The organism is Bradyrhizobium sp. AZCC 1588, assembly GCF_036924735.1.
Lineage (GTDB): Bacteria > Pseudomonadota > Alphaproteobacteria > Rhizobiales > Xanthobacteraceae > Bradyrhizobium.
In genome coordinates this window covers 684,405-699,035 of sequence record NZ_JAZHSC010000001.1, presented here as the reverse complement: position 1 = coordinate 699,035, position 14,631 = coordinate 684,405, and the positions used below count along the sequence as shown (strand labels likewise).

Below are 14,631 nucleotides of genomic sequence, written 5' to 3'. Positions count from 1 at the left end.
CTATGGCGTGGACCCAATGCCCTCCCGGCACGTTATCGCAGGGCAGGGTCGGTCGAAGCCAGCCATGGAAACACTTGAGGCTTATCTCGACAGGAAATACGAGGAAATCACGTTGCTGAACGGTTTCCTCGAGACTCCTTTGGCGCTGCAGCGTCCGACCTCGGTGGCCGAGGTGATTGAACAAAAATTTCACATCGCCGCCGCCCTGAAGGCCCAGCATGCGCTGCACGATTGGGCGTTCACGGAGACAGCCTGGGCACATCCGGGCCGGCTGCGTGCCGGGCCGTTCACGTTCAGCTACGATTATCAGCGTGCAAACCTCGAAGTGCGCGGCCCATCCTTTTATGACCATTCGACATCGGCGAACCAGACCATCTATACGTCCTCCGGGATGGCGGCGATATCGGCACTGCTGCTGGCCTTCGCACGCTTGGCATCTGAGGCGGACATCCTGGTTTTGCCTGGCGCCTATGGTGAGACCCTGGAGCTGATCGAAAATCATGCACGTCAGTTTCGCCTGGTCCCGCTGAAAAGCTCTCCCGACGAGGTCGCCGGCGGTGCGGACCAACCGCGAATTCTTCTGTTCGATTCATGTACGCCCGCTGCCGCATTCGAGGCGACCCTCCGTTGCGCAAGGCCGCGCCTCGATCTCGTGATTTTCGACACGACCTGCTTCTCGACGGGCTCGGGGCGGATCCGCCGGGTTGTGAGCTGGGCGCGACGTTGGGAAGTCCCGATCGCGCTGGTGCGCAGCCATACCAAGCTCGACTCCCTCGGGGTGGAGTACGGCCGGCTCGGCTCGGTGGTTTTCGTCGCTTGCGAAAAGCACGTCGTTCCGGCCAAGCAGGAGCGGCTGGAGGACCTCGCCAACGAAACGCGCAATGCGGTGCGACTGTTCGGCGGCGCGGCGGTGCCTGCGCATTTCCCGCCCTACGTCGGAACGAAGGCCTATCAGGCTCTGACTGACAGGCGGATGGCGGCCATTTTGCGTAACAGCAGGCGGACGGCGCGCTGTTTTGCATCCGGGCTTGCCGGCTCGTCGGCGGAGCTGCATTTCGCGCACGGTCTCTATGTCACACTGGCGCCGAAGCGAATGCTCGACGAGAAGCAGACGAAGCAAGTGGCGGCGAATTTGTGTGACGACCTGCGAAGAGCCGGATTACCGCTGCGGCATGCGGGGAGTTTCGGCTTCGATTTCGGCGCAGCGGAATGGTTTCGCGATACCGCACGCAATCGCCATGTGGTCAGGATCGCGGTACCCGATCTTCCAACGCTGCTGTGGGACCAGGTCGCTCGAGCCGTGGTGGAATGGTGGTCGGCGCACGAGGGAGAGCCCGAACAGCCATACCGCGCAGACGACCGCGCCTATTCCAATGAGCCCGAGGACGTAGCCAGGTAGCGGATTTGGCCGCAGGTCCGGCCAATTTTTGACGTGTTGGCGCATTACGAAAGCTCTGGCGCCCTCTCACGCGCTTCTAGCCACGTCTACTCTAGGCGCTCAAAGCTGATCGTCCGATGCCGTTGACCCGGGACAGAATTGTTGGACATGACAGAGAACGCCTTGCGTTCAAGTTCACCATGCTGAACGACGGCGAGACGGTCGAATGCCAGATCAGCGATGCCGCGATGGATGAGCTCGGAGGTGTCAGGGGCACCGAGAGCATCGCAAGGCAGGCGCAGTTCGTGGCCTTGCGGGACGCGGTGGAGGAGATCGCGTCCGATCTCTTCGACAAGCTGCCGCCCGTCAAAGGTCGCGTCATCCGGATATTCACCAAGCATATTCCCCAGCCGGCTCCGGACAACTTGCCGGCCGGGCCGCCACCTGCTTCTGCGGCCGACGATCACCTCGGCATCAGTTCGTAGACCTGACGCTCGATATACGATCGCCAAACGCTTTCACACCGTAAAAATTCGCCCCGGGTTCAGAATATTCTTCGGGTCGAGCGCGCGCTTGAGTGTTCGCATGGTTTCGATCTCTTCTTCGGTGCGACTCATTTTCAGATAGGGTCGCCTGAGGATGCCGATGCCGTGTTCGGCCGAGATCGAGCCGCCGAACTCGCCCGTGAGGTCGTAGACCAGCTTCTCGAACTCATCGTGCTTGTCAGGCGTATGTTCGTGATACACGCTGGGATGCAAATTGCCGTCGCCGACGTGTCCCATCACGATGGTGAAGGCTTGCGGATCGATCGCTTTGACGAGTGCATCCAGCGTATCCACATATTCCTCCATCCTGTCGATGGCCACACTTACATCGAACCCCATCCGTGCCGTGAATGGAAAGCTGCGACCGAGTTCGACGCTGGAATCGCGGATGCGCCAGATCGCAGCCACGGACGCGTTCGAGGTCGAAAGCGTGGCGTCGAGGATCAAATTATCTCCCATCGCCGTCTCCAGCATCTTCTCGAGGTCGTCCCGAATGCGTTCAGCGTCGCTTCCTGAGGCCTCCAGCAGCACATAGAAGGGATGGTGGGTCGGCAGCGGGCCAACCACCCCCTTCACGCGCTCGACGGTCTGGCGGTAATAGGCATTCCACATCACCTCGAACGCGGTCAGATCGCCGCCGAGCGATTTTCGCGCCAGCTTCAGGAATGCCATGACCTGGCCGAACGAGGGCAGGGCGCACAGCGCCACCTGCCGCTCCGCCGGCGCGGGAAAGACACGCAGCGCGGCACGCGTTACGACGCCGAGGATGCCTTCGCTGCCGATGAAAAGCTGCTTTAAGTCGATGCCGGTGTTGTTTTTGATGTATTTGCGCAGACCCTTCAGAACGGTGCCGTCGGCGGTGACGACCTCAAGGCCGAGAATCAGGTCTCGCGTCATGCCGTAACGGATGACGCGGTTGCCGCCGGCATTGGTCGAGATGTTGCCGCCGATGGTGCAACTGCCGCGCGCGCCGAGGTCGAGCGGAAACATCAGGCCGTCCTGCTCGACACGCTCCTGCAGTTTTTGCAGTGGCGTGCCGGCCTGCGCGATGGCGACCCCGGCTGAGGCATCGACCTCTTCGACGCTGTTCATGCGCTCCATCGACAGCACGATTTCGTTCGCATTCGGCAGCGCGCCGCGCACCAGCCCGGTCATGCCGCCCTGCGTCGTAACGGGTACGCCTTCGCGGTGACAGAGCCGCAGCAGCAGGGAGACGTCCTCCGTCGTTCTGGGGCGGACGACTGCGCGCGGTTTGGGCACCGGATTGCCGGTGAAGTCGTGGTGATAGCGCGCGTCGATATCAGCGCCTGACAGCACCGCGCCCTTGCCGAGCGCGTTGTGCAGTTCGTCAATGAAGCCCTCGGACATGCCCTGCCTCTTCTTCATGTGGAGTTTGGCCGAAGCTATACATGCGGCATTCCTGAGATGAAACCCGGTCCAGCCGCAATCGCGGCGTTTTCCAGGAATTAGGAAGGTCGCGCTCTGAAGCCGGCGATCAGTGTGGCTGTCGCCGGGGGACCCTGTGCGGAGCCTTCTTGCTGCGCGACTTCGGCATCGGCGGGGTGACGGTAGGGCTGATGGTGGGGCTGTCCTGCCGCTCGGGCTCGATCGAAGTGATCTGGTTGCAGGTGTCGCATTTATAAACGTAGACGAGAGGACGCAGTCCGATCCGGGGCAGCTTTCCGATCTGGACCGTACCACCGCCGCAGATCTCGCAGCGCGGCGGCAGACCGGTTTCTGAAGGCTGGGCGGGCATATCGAACTATCGCTGAAGCAACAAACGACTCAATTCAGCAATGCTGGTTGCCGATTGCATCCTAATCGTGGACAGAAAGTCCGTAAGACTACGAGGTCGTGCCACTCATTCGCCGCCAGCGTCCGTGTTTTGCCACCAAATCGACCCCGGCCGGGCATCCAACCAACACACTGTGCGGTGCAAAGTCGGAGCACCAGCGCGCCAGCACAGAAAAGTTCGCCGAATCGAATCCGGCCCGATTGTGCATTTGTGAGGCGTGCAAAATGTCTTCCACCGACGGTCGCGACACATCGATGCAAGCAGCGCTGGCAACCGCAGAGGCTGCTGCGTCCCGCCCATCGCCCGCCGACAGATTTAATATTGATCGGGAAGGGCCGGCGAAGCGCGCCGTCAGACTCTTGGCGCTGCAGCAACGATTCCAGAAATTAAACGAGTATTGCGACGAGGCGGCCGCTGAAATTCGCGCTTCGCTCGAGCGGTCGCCGCGCTAAAGCGTCATTTGCGGCAGATCAAGGCACGCCTGCCAGATTGCTTACAGTGCTTTCTACACCGAACGGCTCCCTGTTTCGGATGGGGCAGTTGCGGTGACGAGGCCCCGGACTCGCCAAAGCAAAATGACGTTTCGAAGAAACGTCATTTTGCCTTAGTTAGGACACTCCGGGTCTCGCTGTTTTTGATGGAAGCAATGCATCACAAAGGGGGATGCTGCTTCGCCTCACTTCTTCTCGATCTTGGTGACCGCGTCCGTCTTGTCGATCTTCGTGATGGTCTTGGTCCCCGGCGTGTCGTTCACGGCGAAGGTGACCCTGTCGCCGGCGTGCAGGGCGTTCAGCCGCGCGCCATCCTGGATCTTGAATTCTTCGGCTGCAGCGCCGGTATTCGCGCCGGTGGTGCCTTCAGGCATATCCTTGATGGTGATGGTGCCGCTGATCCGGTCTATTCTCGTCACCATTCCCGTACGCGGTTGCTGGGCAAGAGCCGACGTCCCCGCGATGCTGAGGGCCGCGGCGGCAGCCATAATCATCCCTGCGATTTTCATAAAACACTCCCGGCTGTAAGGGGGGTCTACCATAAGACGGGATTGCGGCATTTGTTCCACGCCGGAGTGGACTGCCGCCGTTTTGTTTCTTAGGAATTGGGGCAATGATGGCTTACCGAGCGAAGCCGAAGCAGATCCGCACAACGAAGATGATGGGCGTTTGTGATGGGTCGGAACGAAGAAGACTTTACGCCGCGCCGGCCTCGGGCTCGAGCTCGGTTTCCGTCACCGTGCGGTTGCGGCCGAGTCGCTTGGCTTGATAAAGCCCGCGGTCGCAGCGCTCGATCATGGCTTCCGCGGATTCGGCGAGGCGGAATTGTGACACGCCTATCGATACCGTAATGCTGCCGATCTCCTTGCCCGTCGCACGGCGTGTCAGCTTCGCTTCGGCAATGCGCCGGCGAACGCGTTCGGCAACGGCCGTGCAAGCCTGCAGATCGGCGCCTGGCAGCACCGCGATCAACTCCTCGCCGCCGTAGCGGGCGGCGAGATCGACTTCGCGAACACCTTCCTGCAAGACCTTGGCGACCAGCCGAAGCACCTGATCGCCGACCTGGTGGCCATAATCGTCGTTGAATTTCTTGAAGTGATCGATGTCGATCAGGAAGACGCTGAGTGGCTCGTCCTTTTCCATCGCTGCGATCTGGGCGAGGCGAAGGAATTCATCCATCGAGTGGCGGTTGGCCAGCCCGGTCAGCGCATCGGTGTTGGAGCGTTGCTCGGCCGCTTTCAGCGAGTCGCGGATGCTGTCCAGTTCCTCCGACGTGGCGGCGAAATTCGCCTCCAGCTTGGCGGCCCGCGCCGTCGCCTTTGACAATTCATCAACCAGTTTTGCAATGATCGTCCGGGGATCGCCGGTACCAGCGGCCTCGGAAGACACTTCATCGAGCGCCTCGATGTGGCTGCGGTTGTCGGTGACGGCAGTGTTGAGGAATTGCTGCGCGGTCTCGATCAGCCCGCTCAATTGATCGGGAAGGTCGCCAAACGGATCGGTACCGGCCTGCGCCACATAGGTGACATAGAGTTCGTGGTTGGTTGCCGGGTCGAATTTGCGCTTGCCCGCAATCAGAATGTCGATAGTCTTTCGCAGCGCCAGCGAACTGCCCAAGGAATATTCGAACCAGACGGCGAAATTGGTTGGGGTGGGAGGGACCGACTGCTGCGACATCAACCGCATAGCCCGGTCGGCAATCGTCGTGGCGTATTCGACGTCCATGTCGCCGATCGGCTGGCCTGCCATCTTTAATCCGGTGATGCGTTTGGTAAGTCAGTTCTTGGCATCCATTGTGCACGAAGGAACTAATCTCACCTTAAATTCCCCGCGAAACTCCGCTGCAAATACGTAACCAATATTGACCTATTTGCACGCGGAACCGGCGGGAACCGGGCGCTAACTCCCACCGTAGCTCTGCACCAGGCTTCCTGCCACCAGCGACCAGCCGTCCACCAGCACGAAAAAGATCAACTTAAACGGCAGCGACACCACGACCGGCGGCAGCATCATCATACCCATCGACATCAGGACGGATGCGACCACCAGGTCGATAATCAGGAAGGGGAGGAACAGCAGGAAGCCAATCTCAAAGGCGCGTTTCAGTTCGGAGATCATGAAGGCCGGGACCAGGATCCGCAGCGACAGGTCTTCCGGCGTTGCCGGCGGCGGCTCGCCGGAGAGGTCCAGGAACAGCTTCAGATCCTTTTCGCGGACGTTCTTCTGCATGAAGCCGCGCAGCGGCACAGAGGCCTTTTGCAGCGCTTCCTCGACGCCGAGTTCGTTGGCGACCAGCGGCTTGATGCCGTCGTCATAGGACTTCTGCAGCACCGGCCCCATCACGAACGCGGTCAGGAACATCGCAAGCGCGATAATCACGGAGTTGGGCGGGGCGGTCGCGGTGCCCAGCGCCGTGCGCAGCAGCGACAGCACGACGACGATCCGTGTGAACGACGTCATCATGATCAGGATCGAGGGCGCGATCGACAGCACCGTCAACAGCGCGATCAACTGGATTGCGCGCTCCGTCACCCCGCCGCCGCCCTGGCCGAGATTGATGCTGATGTCCTGCGCCAGCGCCGGATCGGCGAGCGATCCGGCGACGGTCAGGATTAAGAAAAATAAAACTCTACGCGGAGAAGTCGCCGGCCTCACGAAGGGTTCTTCGGACGGCCCAGCAATGACGCCATCTCGTCTTCGAGATTCTCGAAGCCGCTCTTCTGCGGAGCGGGTGTGGGAGGAACGGGGGGTTCGCCGCGGGAGGTACGGGCAGGCGGCGTTTCCGGCGCTACCGGCGGCGCCACGGGTTCGGCCGGCCGGCGCAGGGCGGCTTCCAGCCGCTGCGCCATCTCGGCGAGATTTTGGTCGGCGCTCGACGGTGCGGGGGGTGGAGGGGGTGGAGGCGGCGGCGCCGCGGCCGCACGTTCCGGCGCTCGGGTCGGCGCCTCGCGGACGGGCGGCACCTCACGGATAGGCGGCGCTTCGCGGGCTATCGGTGCCTCGCGGACCGACGCTGCCTCACGAACTGGCGGCGCCTCACGGACCGGCGGTGCCTTGGGCAACTCACGCTGCGGCAACTCGCGCTGCGGCCGCGGCATCAGCGGTTCGTTGCGGGTCACGCGCGGCGGGGCCGCTTCGGGACGACCGGTGATCGATTCCGGCGCAAAGCCCGTCAATGGATCGCTGCGACGCTCCGGCGGCGGCGCGGGCCGGCGGAGATCGTCTGCGAAGGAGGGACGTGCGGGGCGCGGCGGCGGCTCCGGCATTTGCGGTTCGGCGTGATGATCGAAGCCGTCCGTCGGTCGCAAATCGGCTCTCGCCGCTTCCTCGCTCCAGGCGGCATCGGGCAGCGGGGCAATCCGCGGCGGTTGCTCGCCGACGGCAGGGCGCGGCGCCATCTGATCGCGATTGGGCATTGCGCGCACAATGTTGGGTTCGACCACGATGTCGCTTGGACCGCCGATCATCAGGAGATGCTCGACATTGTCGCGCCGTACCAGCACAAGGCGCCGGCGGCCGTCCACGGCGGCGGCGTCGATCACGGCAAGCCGCGGCATCCGCCCGCGCTGGGTGTTGGCGCCGAGGCGGTTGTTGGCGAAGCGGCGGACCAGCCATGCGGCCACGCCGATCAGCGCCAGAACGGCGATGAATGCGAAGAGGAATGTCAGTGTCTGCATTCTTTAGTCCCCGGCCACGGGCCGTTCTCTTGCTGCTGGCTTCGACGAGTGCGGTCTAGGTCTTCCTGTCCGGGCATGTTCCCTTTGGGAAAGCGGTTCCCGTTTGCCGGATCATGCCCGGAACGATCCGCAACCGGCGAATCATGCCCGAGATCAGCCTTATTTCTTAATCCCCACGGCGAACGCCGCCATCCGGGTTAATTAATAGACCAAGAATCGTTTGACCCAAAACGACTTCTGAGCGCCCCACGCCGGGTTGGTTGCTGCTGGTTAACGCAGTTTTCGTGGCGAAAATGCGCTCGTTTCGTCGCTGTCGGCGGGCATTGGCCGACGTCCACGGCCGCAGGCGTGATTTTAACCAGCCGTTAACCATACACCGGGCAAATTCTGCCTACCTCGCGGCGTCTGCCAGAGGTTAACGGGGAACAGCTCGATGGCCATCAACGATCTTCCGATCCTGTCGGCGCTGCGTACCAAGATGCAGTGGCACCAGGAACGCCAGCGGGTGCTCGCCGAAAACGTATCCAACGCAAACACCCCGAATTTCAGGCCGAGCGACCTGGTTGAGCCGAAATTCGACAACAAGGGCACCGATGTCGGCGGCGCGATGGGCTCGCTCGCCATGCTGCGCACCAGCGCCACCCATATCGGCGTCTCCGGCGGCCACGAGAGCTTCAGGGGGGACGGCGGCAGGAGCGGCTTCCTGACCAAGCCTGCCGGCAACTCGGTCAATCTGGAAGACCAGATGTTGAAGGTCTCGGCCAACCAGATGGATTACGCGGCCGCCACTTCGCTCTACAGCCGCAGTCTCGGCCTGCTCAAAACCGCCATCGGAAAGCGCTGACGCGGCGCGATTAGGAGAACCGGATCATGGCAGATGATGGAAGCGATTTCGCCCGCTCGATGAGCATCGCGACCTCCGGCCTGCGCGCGCAGGCGGGACGGATGCGGGTGATCTCGGAAAACATCGCCAATGCGGAATCTACCGCGCCATCGGCGGGCGGCGATCCCTATCGCCGCAAGGTGCCGACATTTTCCTCGGCGCTCGACCGCACGCTGGACGCCCGCGTGGTGACGCTCGGCAAGGTCAGGGCTGACCAGTCGGCGTTTCGCGTCAAGCACGAGCCGAGCAATCCGGCGGCGGATGCTGCCGGCAACGTCAAATATCCGAACGTCAATCCGCTGGTCGAAATGACCGACATGCGCGAGGCGCAGCGGTCCTATGAAGCCAACCTCAACATCATCAGCGCCACGCGCCGCATGATTCAACGCACCCTCGACATCCTCAAGGCCTGAACAGGAACCATAGAAAATGGCTTCACCGACCGTTGCAGCAAACGCCTACGCCGCGCTTTCGCGCATCATGGAATCCGGCGGCGCCGAGAAGGGCGGCCAATCGACCGGCGGCCCGTCCTTCAGCGCGCTGCTCAAGGACGCGGTGGGAAGCGTGCTGGATGCCGGCAAGAAATCCGACGCCCAGACCATGGCGATGACCGCGGGCAAAGCCAATGTCATGGACGTGGTGACGGCGGTGGCGGAGACCGACGTCGCGGTCTCGACGCTGGTGTCGGTGCGCGACCGGGTGATCCAGTCCTACGAAGACATCATGAAGATGCCGATCTGACGTCCCTTGGGACGTCATCCCGGGGCGCGAAGCGAACCCGGGATCTCGAGATTCCGGGTCTGGTGCTTGCGCACCATCCCGGAATGACGGTGCAAGTGAAAGCAAGCGAGAGAGCAAACAATGACCGGTGCCGAAACCCTCGACGTGGCGCGCGATGCGATCTGGACCATCGTGGTGGTGTCGTCGCCCTTGATGGTGATTGGCCTGGTGGTCGGCGTCGTGGTGTCGCTGTTCCAGGCACTGACGCAGATTCAGGAACAGACGCTGATCTTCGTACCGAAGATCCTCGCGATCTTCGTGACGTTATTGCTGGCGTTACCGTTCATGGCCGATTCGATGCACAGTCACATGATGCGGATATCGTCGCGAATCATAGGCGGTTGATGCATTGTGAATAAATGCGCGTCGACATATCGCTGCTGCCGGCCCTTGCCGCCACCTTCATGCTGGTGTTCGCCCGCGTTGGGGCCATGGTGATGCTGTTGCCGGGGTTTGGCGAGAGCAATATCCCGGTGCGCATCAAGCTCGGCATTGCATTGTTGTTGACGTTGATCATCCTGCCGCTGCACCGCACCGCTTATCAGGTCGATCTGACCTCGATGACGGCGATCGGGGTGCTGCTGGTGCACGAGATCGCCATCGGCATCGTGCTCGGCGCCACGGCGCGCGTGACGCTGGCGGCGCTTGCGGTGGCGGGCTCGGTAATCGCCCAGCAGCTCGGCCTCGGCTTCGTCACCGCCGTCGATCCGACGCAAGGGCAGCAGGGCGTGCTGATCGGCAACTTCCTCTCCATTCTCGGCATGACGTTGCTATTCGCCACCGACACCCATCACCTCGTCATCGCGGCGCTGAACGAGAGCTACCGGATCTTCTCGCCGGGCGAGCTAATGCCGAGCGGTGACGTGGCGGCGCTTGCCACGCGCGCCTTCGCGACCGCCTTCAAAATCGGCATACAGCTCTCCGCGCCGTTTCTGGTGTTCGGCCTCGTCTTCAATATCGGCCTCGGCGTGCTGGCGCGGCTGATGCCGGCGATGCAGGTCTATTTCGTCGGCGTGCCGCTGTCGATCATGGTGGGCTTTCTGATCTTCGCCCTCGTCCTCACCGGAATGATGGCGACTTATCTCAACTACTTCATCGGCGTGATGCACGAATTGACGCCGCTGAAATAGAGCATGATCCGGAAAAGTGGGTACCGGTTTTCCGAGAAGATCATGCTCAAACAAAAACTAGAGCGCCGCGATGGCCGACGATACCGATGACAAAACAGAAGACCCTACGCAAAAACGTCTCGACGATGCGCTTGCCAAGGGCGACGTTGCCAAGAGCCAGGAGGTCAACACCTGGTTCATCATCGCGGGCGGCACACTGATATTATCGACGTTCGCGGGATCGATCGGCGGCGGCATTTTGATGCCGCTGCGCAACCTGATCGCCAATGCAGGCCAGCTTCGCGCCGACGGCGCGGCGCTGCTCGCGCTTGGCAACACGCTGGGCTACGCCGTGCTCGGCGCGATCGGCGTACCGCTGCTGATGCTGGCGCTTGCCGCGATCGCCGGCAACATGATCCAGCACCGGCTGGTGTGGTCTTCGGAATCGCTGAAACCGAAATTCAGCAAGGTATCGCCCGGCGCGGGACTGAAACGCATCTTCGGCAAACAGGCGGTGGCGAACTTCGCCAAAGGGCTGTTCAAACTGATCGCGCTCGGCTCCGTCATGATGGCGGTGCTGTGGCCCGAGCGTCATCGGCTGGAATCGTTCCTGATGTTCGATCCTTCGGCGATCCTCGACATTACCACCAACCTGACGCTGCAATTGATGGGCGCAGTGGTGGCGATGCTGGCGGCCGTCGCGATCGGCGATTACTTCTTTCAGTACCGGCAATGGTACACGCGGCAGAAGATGTCGCTGCAGGAGATCAAGGACGAGTTCAAGCAGTCGGAAGGCGACCCCCACATCAAGGGCAAGATCCGACAGTTGCGCCAGCAGCGCATGAAGAAGCGCATGATGGCCGCGGTTCCAAACGCCAGCGTGATCATCACCAACCCGACCCACTATTCGGTGGCGCTGTCCTACGATCGGGGCATGTCGGCGCCGGTCTGCGTGGCCAAGGGCGTCGACAACGTCGCGTTCAAGATCCGGGAGATCGCCAAGAAGCACGACATACCGATCGTGGAGAATGTGCCGTTGGCGCGCGCGCTTTATGCCACCGTCGATATCGACGAGGAGATTCCGGTCGAGCACTATCACGCGGTGGCCGAGATCATCGGCTATGTCATGCGCCTCAAGAACGGACTTGCTAGCCGGGGAATGTGAGGGGAACCGCTGGAAAACGCCTTGAAATGCCTTCAACCTGTCAAATAACCGCCTGATGGACTTGCGCTTGCGGGTCCGATTCAGGCACTCAGAAGCGGCGCGCCCCCGCGCGTCACCTCCTTGCCGACGGGCAGTGCCTCTTCAGATGACCGCCGAAACCGACCCCCATCCGCCCACCGAGCCCTTCGCGGCCCACGAGCCGGCGCGGCGGGGCGGTAGCATCGTGCTGGTGTTGCTGGTGGCCGCGGGCATCGTCGCGGTGGCGGTGGCCCTGATGACCATCGGCCGCGCCCAGGCCCAACCTTATATCCTCGGCGTGTTGGCCCTTTTGGCCATGGTCGGCCTGTTCAATCTGTTCGCTTTTGCCGCCGGTATCATCCGCTTCACCGACCGCGGCGCCGACGATCCGGTAATGGGCCGCATCGCCGATCACGCCTATGACGGGCTGGCGGTGACCGACCCCAAAGGCCACGTGGTCTATTCCAACGCCGCCTACCAGGCGCTGACCGGAGCTGCCACCGCGCAGGATGTGCGGCCGGTCGAGCGCGTCTTCATCGGTAATCCCGACGTCTCCGAAGCCGTGTTCCGCCTGCTCAAGGCCGCCCGTGAAGGCAAGCGGCAGCAGGAGGAGGTCCGTATCGCCGGCTCTGACGGCGCGCAGGGCCGCTGGCTGCGGATGCGGGTTCGCCCGCTCGGCCGGAGCAAGCGCGAAGCAAAATACGCGGTGTGGTCGATCGCCGACATCACGCGGGACCGCGAGCGTCAGGAAGATGTGTTCCGGGAACTGCAGCACGCGATCGAATATCTCGATCATGCGCCATGCGGCTTCTTCTCGGTCGATCCGGCCGGCGACGTCATCTATGTCAACGCCACGCTGGCGAACTGGCTCGATCACGATCTCGCCGAGATTGGATCCGGCGGGTTGAAGCTAACCGATATCGTCTCCGGCGATGGCGCCTCGCTCCTGACCTCGATCGTAGCGGTACCCGGCGAGGTCAAAACCGAAGTGTTCGACATCGACCTGCGCATGCGCGGCGGCAAGACCATGCCGGTGCGGCTCTACCACAAGCTCGCTTTCGGCGCCGACGGCTCGCCGGGCTCGTCGCGCACGCTCGTGATCAGCCGCGCGCGCGACGAGCATTCCGACCCCGAACGTGCCGCCGAAGTCCGCTTCATGCGGTTCTTCGACCATACGCCGATGGCGATTGCGACGGTGGACCGCGGCGGCACGGTGGTGCGCGCCAACGCCCGCTTCGCCAAGCTCGCGCAAAGCCTGAGCTCGGACGGCGCGGCCAACAAGTCGATCTTCCGCACGGTGAATGCGCGCGACCGCAGCCTTCTGATCTCGGCGATCAACCAGGCGGCCGAAGGGCAGGGCGACATCGCACCGGTGGAAGTCATGCTCGATGGCGCCAAGGAGCGCTGGGGACAGTTCTTCGTCACCGCTGTCGAGGAAGACGAGCGCGACACCGAAGCTGCCATCGTCTATCTGCTCGAGACGACTGAGCGGCGCACGCTGGAAAACCAGATCAATCAGTCGCAGAAGATGGACATGGTCGGCCAGCTTGCCGGGGGCATCGCGCACGACTTCAACAACGTGCTGTCAGCCATCATGATGGCGAACGACTTCCTCTTGAACGCGCATAAGCCGACCGATCCGTCGTTCCAGGATATTATGCAGATCAAGCAGAACGCGACCCGCGCGGCGACGCTGGTGCGGCAACTGCTCGCGTTCTCGCGCCGCCAGACGCTGCGGCCGCAGGTACTCGACCTCGGCGATGCGCTTTCCGATCTCACCATGTTGCTGCGCCGCCTGATCGGCGAGAAGGTCAAGCTCGACCTCGTGCACGGCCGCGATCTCTGGCCGGTCAAGGTCGACGTCTCGCAGTTCGAACAGGTGGTCGTCAATCTCGCGGTCAATGCGCGCGATGCGATGCCCGATGGCGGCAAACTGACGGTGAGGACCGCCAACGTGACGGTAGACGAAGCCGCGCAGCTTTCGCACAAGGGTATGCCGGCCGCCGATTACGTGCGGATCGACATTTCCGATACCGGCACCGGTATCCCGGCCGAGATCGTCGACAAAATCTTCGAGCCGTTCTTCTCGACCAAGGAGGTCGGCAAGGGCACCGGGCTCGGCCTCTCCACGGTGTACGGCATCGTCAAGCAAACCGGTGGCTTCGTCTATGTCGACTCCACGCCCGGCGAAGGCACCACGTTCCGCATCTTCCTGCCGCGTCATCGGCCCGAACTGGAAGCGCAGCCGGAGGCGCACGCCGCCAATGGCGCGGCCAGGGAAGGGGCGGCCGAGCCGCCGAAGCCGCGGCCCGACCTGACCGGGCAGGGCACCATCCTGCTGGTCGAAGACGAGGACGGCTTGCGCTCGCTGAACGCGCGGGGCCTGCGTTCGCGCGGCTACAGCGTGATCGAGGCCTCCAACGGCATCGAGGCGATGGAGGCGCTGGACGAAAAGGACGGCGCGGTGGATCTCGTCGTTTCCGACGTGGTGATGCCGGAAATGGACGGCCCGACGCTGTTGCGCGAAATGCGCAAGCGCAATCCGAATCTGAAGATCATCTTCGTCTCAGGTTACGCTGAAGAGGCTTTCGACAAGAGCCTGCCGGAGAACGAACAATTCGCCTTCCTGCCGAAGCCGTTTGCGCTGAGCGCACTGGTGGAGAAGGTGAAGGAGACCATGACGGCGTCCTGAGGTTTTGATCACCGGTCTCACGCTTCCCGGGCGCCTTGAACGATCTTGGGCGCCCGTTCGTCACACCGGCGTGAACCTTTTCGGCTATATCGTCACAT

15 protein-coding genes are annotated in these 14,631 nt (G+C 62.5%); 10 read left to right on the top strand and 5 right to left on the bottom strand.

The window, feature by feature from the left end; all coding sequences use genetic code 11:
* Positions 1-64 precede the first annotated feature (64 nt).
* Together V1277_RS03415 and V1277_RS03410 are read left to right on the top strand one after the other, a co-directional pair.
* Positions 65-1,399, top strand: coding sequence for a hypothetical protein (locus V1277_RS03415; RefSeq protein ID WP_334415009.1), 1,335 nt, complete (start codon positions 65-67; stop codon positions 1,397-1,399).
* A gap of 116 nt (positions 1,400-1,515) precedes the next feature.
* Positions 1,516-1,863: a DUF1488 family protein gene (locus V1277_RS03410; protein WP_334415008.1), complete on the top strand. Its 348-nt coding sequence runs from the start codon at positions 1,516-1,518 to the stop codon at positions 1,861-1,863.
* 33 nt (positions 1,864-1,896) lie between these two features.
* On the opposite strand, the gene V1277_RS03405 is transcribed toward V1277_RS03410, so the two are convergent.
* The gene (locus tag V1277_RS03405; RefSeq protein WP_334415007.1) at positions 1,897-3,291 is read right to left on the bottom strand and encodes an FAD-binding oxidoreductase; all 1,395 of its coding nucleotides are present in this window, start codon (positions 3,289-3,291) and stop codon (positions 1,897-1,899) included.
* A 651-nt stretch (positions 3,292-3,942) separates the two neighbouring features.
* On the opposite strand from V1277_RS03405, the gene V1277_RS03400 reads away from it, so the two are divergent.
* Entirely contained in the window at positions 3,943-4,170 is a 228-nt protein-coding gene (locus V1277_RS03400; RefSeq protein ID WP_334415006.1) for a hypothetical protein, read from the top strand.
* A gap of 224 nt (positions 4,171-4,394) precedes the next feature.
* Here the strand turns inward: V1277_RS03400 and V1277_RS03395 are convergent, their stop codons facing one another.
* The 4 genes from V1277_RS03395 to V1277_RS03380 form a co-directional block, all read right to left on the bottom strand.
* Positions 4,395-4,718, bottom strand: a complete 324-nt coding sequence (locus V1277_RS03395) for a copper-binding protein (protein WP_334363710.1) — start codon at positions 4,716-4,718, stop codon at positions 4,395-4,397.
* Between the two features lie 187 nt (positions 4,719-4,905).
* Positions 4,906-5,886, bottom strand: a complete 981-nt coding sequence (locus V1277_RS03390; RefSeq protein ID WP_334377091.1) for a GGDEF domain-containing protein — start codon at positions 5,884-5,886, stop codon at positions 4,906-4,908.
* Positions 5,887-6,108: 222 nt separating this feature from the next.
* The gene (gene fliP, locus V1277_RS03385) at positions 6,109-6,864 is read right to left on the bottom strand and encodes a flagellar type III secretion system pore protein FliP (protein ID WP_334415005.1); all 756 of its coding nucleotides are present in this window, start codon (positions 6,862-6,864) and stop codon (positions 6,109-6,111) included.
* Positions 6,861-7,886 (bottom strand): flagellar biosynthetic protein FliO, encoded by a 1,026-nt coding sequence (locus V1277_RS03380; protein WP_334415004.1) that lies wholly within the window; start codon positions 7,884-7,886, stop codon positions 6,861-6,863. Before V1277_RS03380 ends, fliP begins: the two co-directional genes overlap by 4 nt.
* A gap of 433 nt (positions 7,887-8,319) precedes the next feature.
* Between V1277_RS03380 and flgB the strand changes: the two genes are divergently transcribed.
* The 7 genes from flgB (at position 8,320) to cckA (ending at position 14,533) form a co-directional block, all read left to right on the top strand.
* Positions 8,320-8,730, top strand: a complete 411-nt coding sequence (flgB, locus tag V1277_RS03375) for a flagellar basal body rod protein FlgB (RefSeq protein WP_334415003.1) — start codon at positions 8,320-8,322, stop codon at positions 8,728-8,730.
* A 26-nt stretch (positions 8,731-8,756) separates the two neighbouring features.
* Positions 8,757-9,182 carry a flagellar basal body rod protein FlgC gene (gene flgC / locus V1277_RS03370; RefSeq protein ID WP_057846814.1) on the top strand — a complete coding sequence of 142 codons (426 nt, stop codon included), beginning with the start codon at positions 8,757-8,759 and terminating at the stop codon, positions 9,180-9,182.
* Positions 9,183-9,198: 16 nt separating this feature from the next.
* Positions 9,199-9,510: a flagellar hook-basal body complex protein FliE gene (gene fliE, locus V1277_RS03365; protein ID WP_028348650.1), complete on the top strand. Its 312-nt coding sequence runs from the start codon at positions 9,199-9,201 to the stop codon at positions 9,508-9,510.
* 120 nt (positions 9,511-9,630) lie between these two features.
* The gene (gene fliQ / locus V1277_RS03360; RefSeq protein ID WP_057855657.1) at positions 9,631-9,894 is read left to right on the top strand and encodes a flagellar biosynthesis protein FliQ; all 264 of its coding nucleotides are present in this window, start codon (positions 9,631-9,633) and stop codon (positions 9,892-9,894) included.
* Between the two features lie 14 nt (positions 9,895-9,908).
* A complete protein-coding gene (fliR, locus tag V1277_RS03355) occupies positions 9,909-10,679 on the top strand; it encodes a flagellar biosynthetic protein FliR (protein WP_065749244.1) in 771 nt (256 codons plus the stop codon).
* Positions 10,680-10,749: 70 nt separating this feature from the next.
* Positions 10,750-11,823, top strand: coding sequence for a flagellar biosynthesis protein FlhB (flhB, locus tag V1277_RS03350; RefSeq protein ID WP_334415002.1), 1,074 nt, complete (start codon positions 10,750-10,752; stop codon positions 11,821-11,823).
* Between the two features lie 145 nt (positions 11,824-11,968).
* Positions 11,969-14,533, top strand: coding sequence for a cell cycle histidine kinase CckA (cckA, locus tag V1277_RS03345; protein WP_334415001.1), 2,565 nt, complete (start codon positions 11,969-11,971; stop codon positions 14,531-14,533).
* Positions 14,534-14,631: the final 98 nt, after the last annotated feature.

What these genes read in the sequence shown, in the direction of transcription:
- V1277_RS03415 (WP_334415009.1), top strand. Translation starts at nt 65, where the DNA reads ATGGAAACACTTGAGGCTTATCTCGACAGGAAATACGAGGAAATCACG.
- V1277_RS03410 (WP_334415008.1), top strand. Translation starts at nt 1,516, where the DNA reads ATGCCGTTGACCCGGGACAGAATTGTTGGACATGACAGAGAACGCCTT.
- V1277_RS03405 (WP_334415007.1), bottom strand. Translation starts at nt 3,291, where the DNA reads ATGTCCGAGGGCTTCATTGACGAACTGCACAACGCGCTCGGCAAGGGC.
- V1277_RS03400 (WP_334415006.1), top strand. Translation starts at nt 3,943, where the DNA reads ATGTCTTCCACCGACGGTCGCGACACATCGATGCAAGCAGCGCTGGCA.
- V1277_RS03395 (WP_334363710.1), bottom strand. Translation starts at nt 4,718, where the DNA reads ATGAAAATCGCAGGGATGATTATGGCTGCCGCCGCGGCCCTCAGCATC.
- V1277_RS03390 (WP_334377091.1), bottom strand. Translation starts at nt 5,886, where the DNA reads ATGTCGCAGCAGTCGGTCCCTCCCACCCCAACCAATTTCGCCGTCTGG.
- V1277_RS03380 (WP_334415004.1), bottom strand. Translation starts at nt 7,886, where the DNA reads ATGCAGACACTGACATTCCTCTTCGCATTCATCGCCGTTCTGGCGCTG.
- flgB (WP_334415003.1), top strand. Translation starts at nt 8,320, where the DNA reads ATGGCCATCAACGATCTTCCGATCCTGTCGGCGCTGCGTACCAAGATG.
- flgC (WP_057846814.1), top strand. Translation starts at nt 8,757, where the DNA reads ATGGCAGATGATGGAAGCGATTTCGCCCGCTCGATGAGCATCGCGACC.
- fliE (WP_028348650.1), top strand. Translation starts at nt 9,199, where the DNA reads ATGGCTTCACCGACCGTTGCAGCAAACGCCTACGCCGCGCTTTCGCGC.
- fliQ (WP_057855657.1), top strand. Translation starts at nt 9,631, where the DNA reads ATGACCGGTGCCGAAACCCTCGACGTGGCGCGCGATGCGATCTGGACC.
- fliR (WP_065749244.1), top strand. Translation starts at nt 9,909, where the DNA reads ATGCGCGTCGACATATCGCTGCTGCCGGCCCTTGCCGCCACCTTCATG.
- flhB (WP_334415002.1), top strand. Translation starts at nt 10,750, where the DNA reads ATGGCCGACGATACCGATGACAAAACAGAAGACCCTACGCAAAAACGT.
- cckA (WP_334415001.1), top strand. Translation starts at nt 11,969, where the DNA reads ATGACCGCCGAAACCGACCCCCATCCGCCCACCGAGCCCTTCGCGGCC.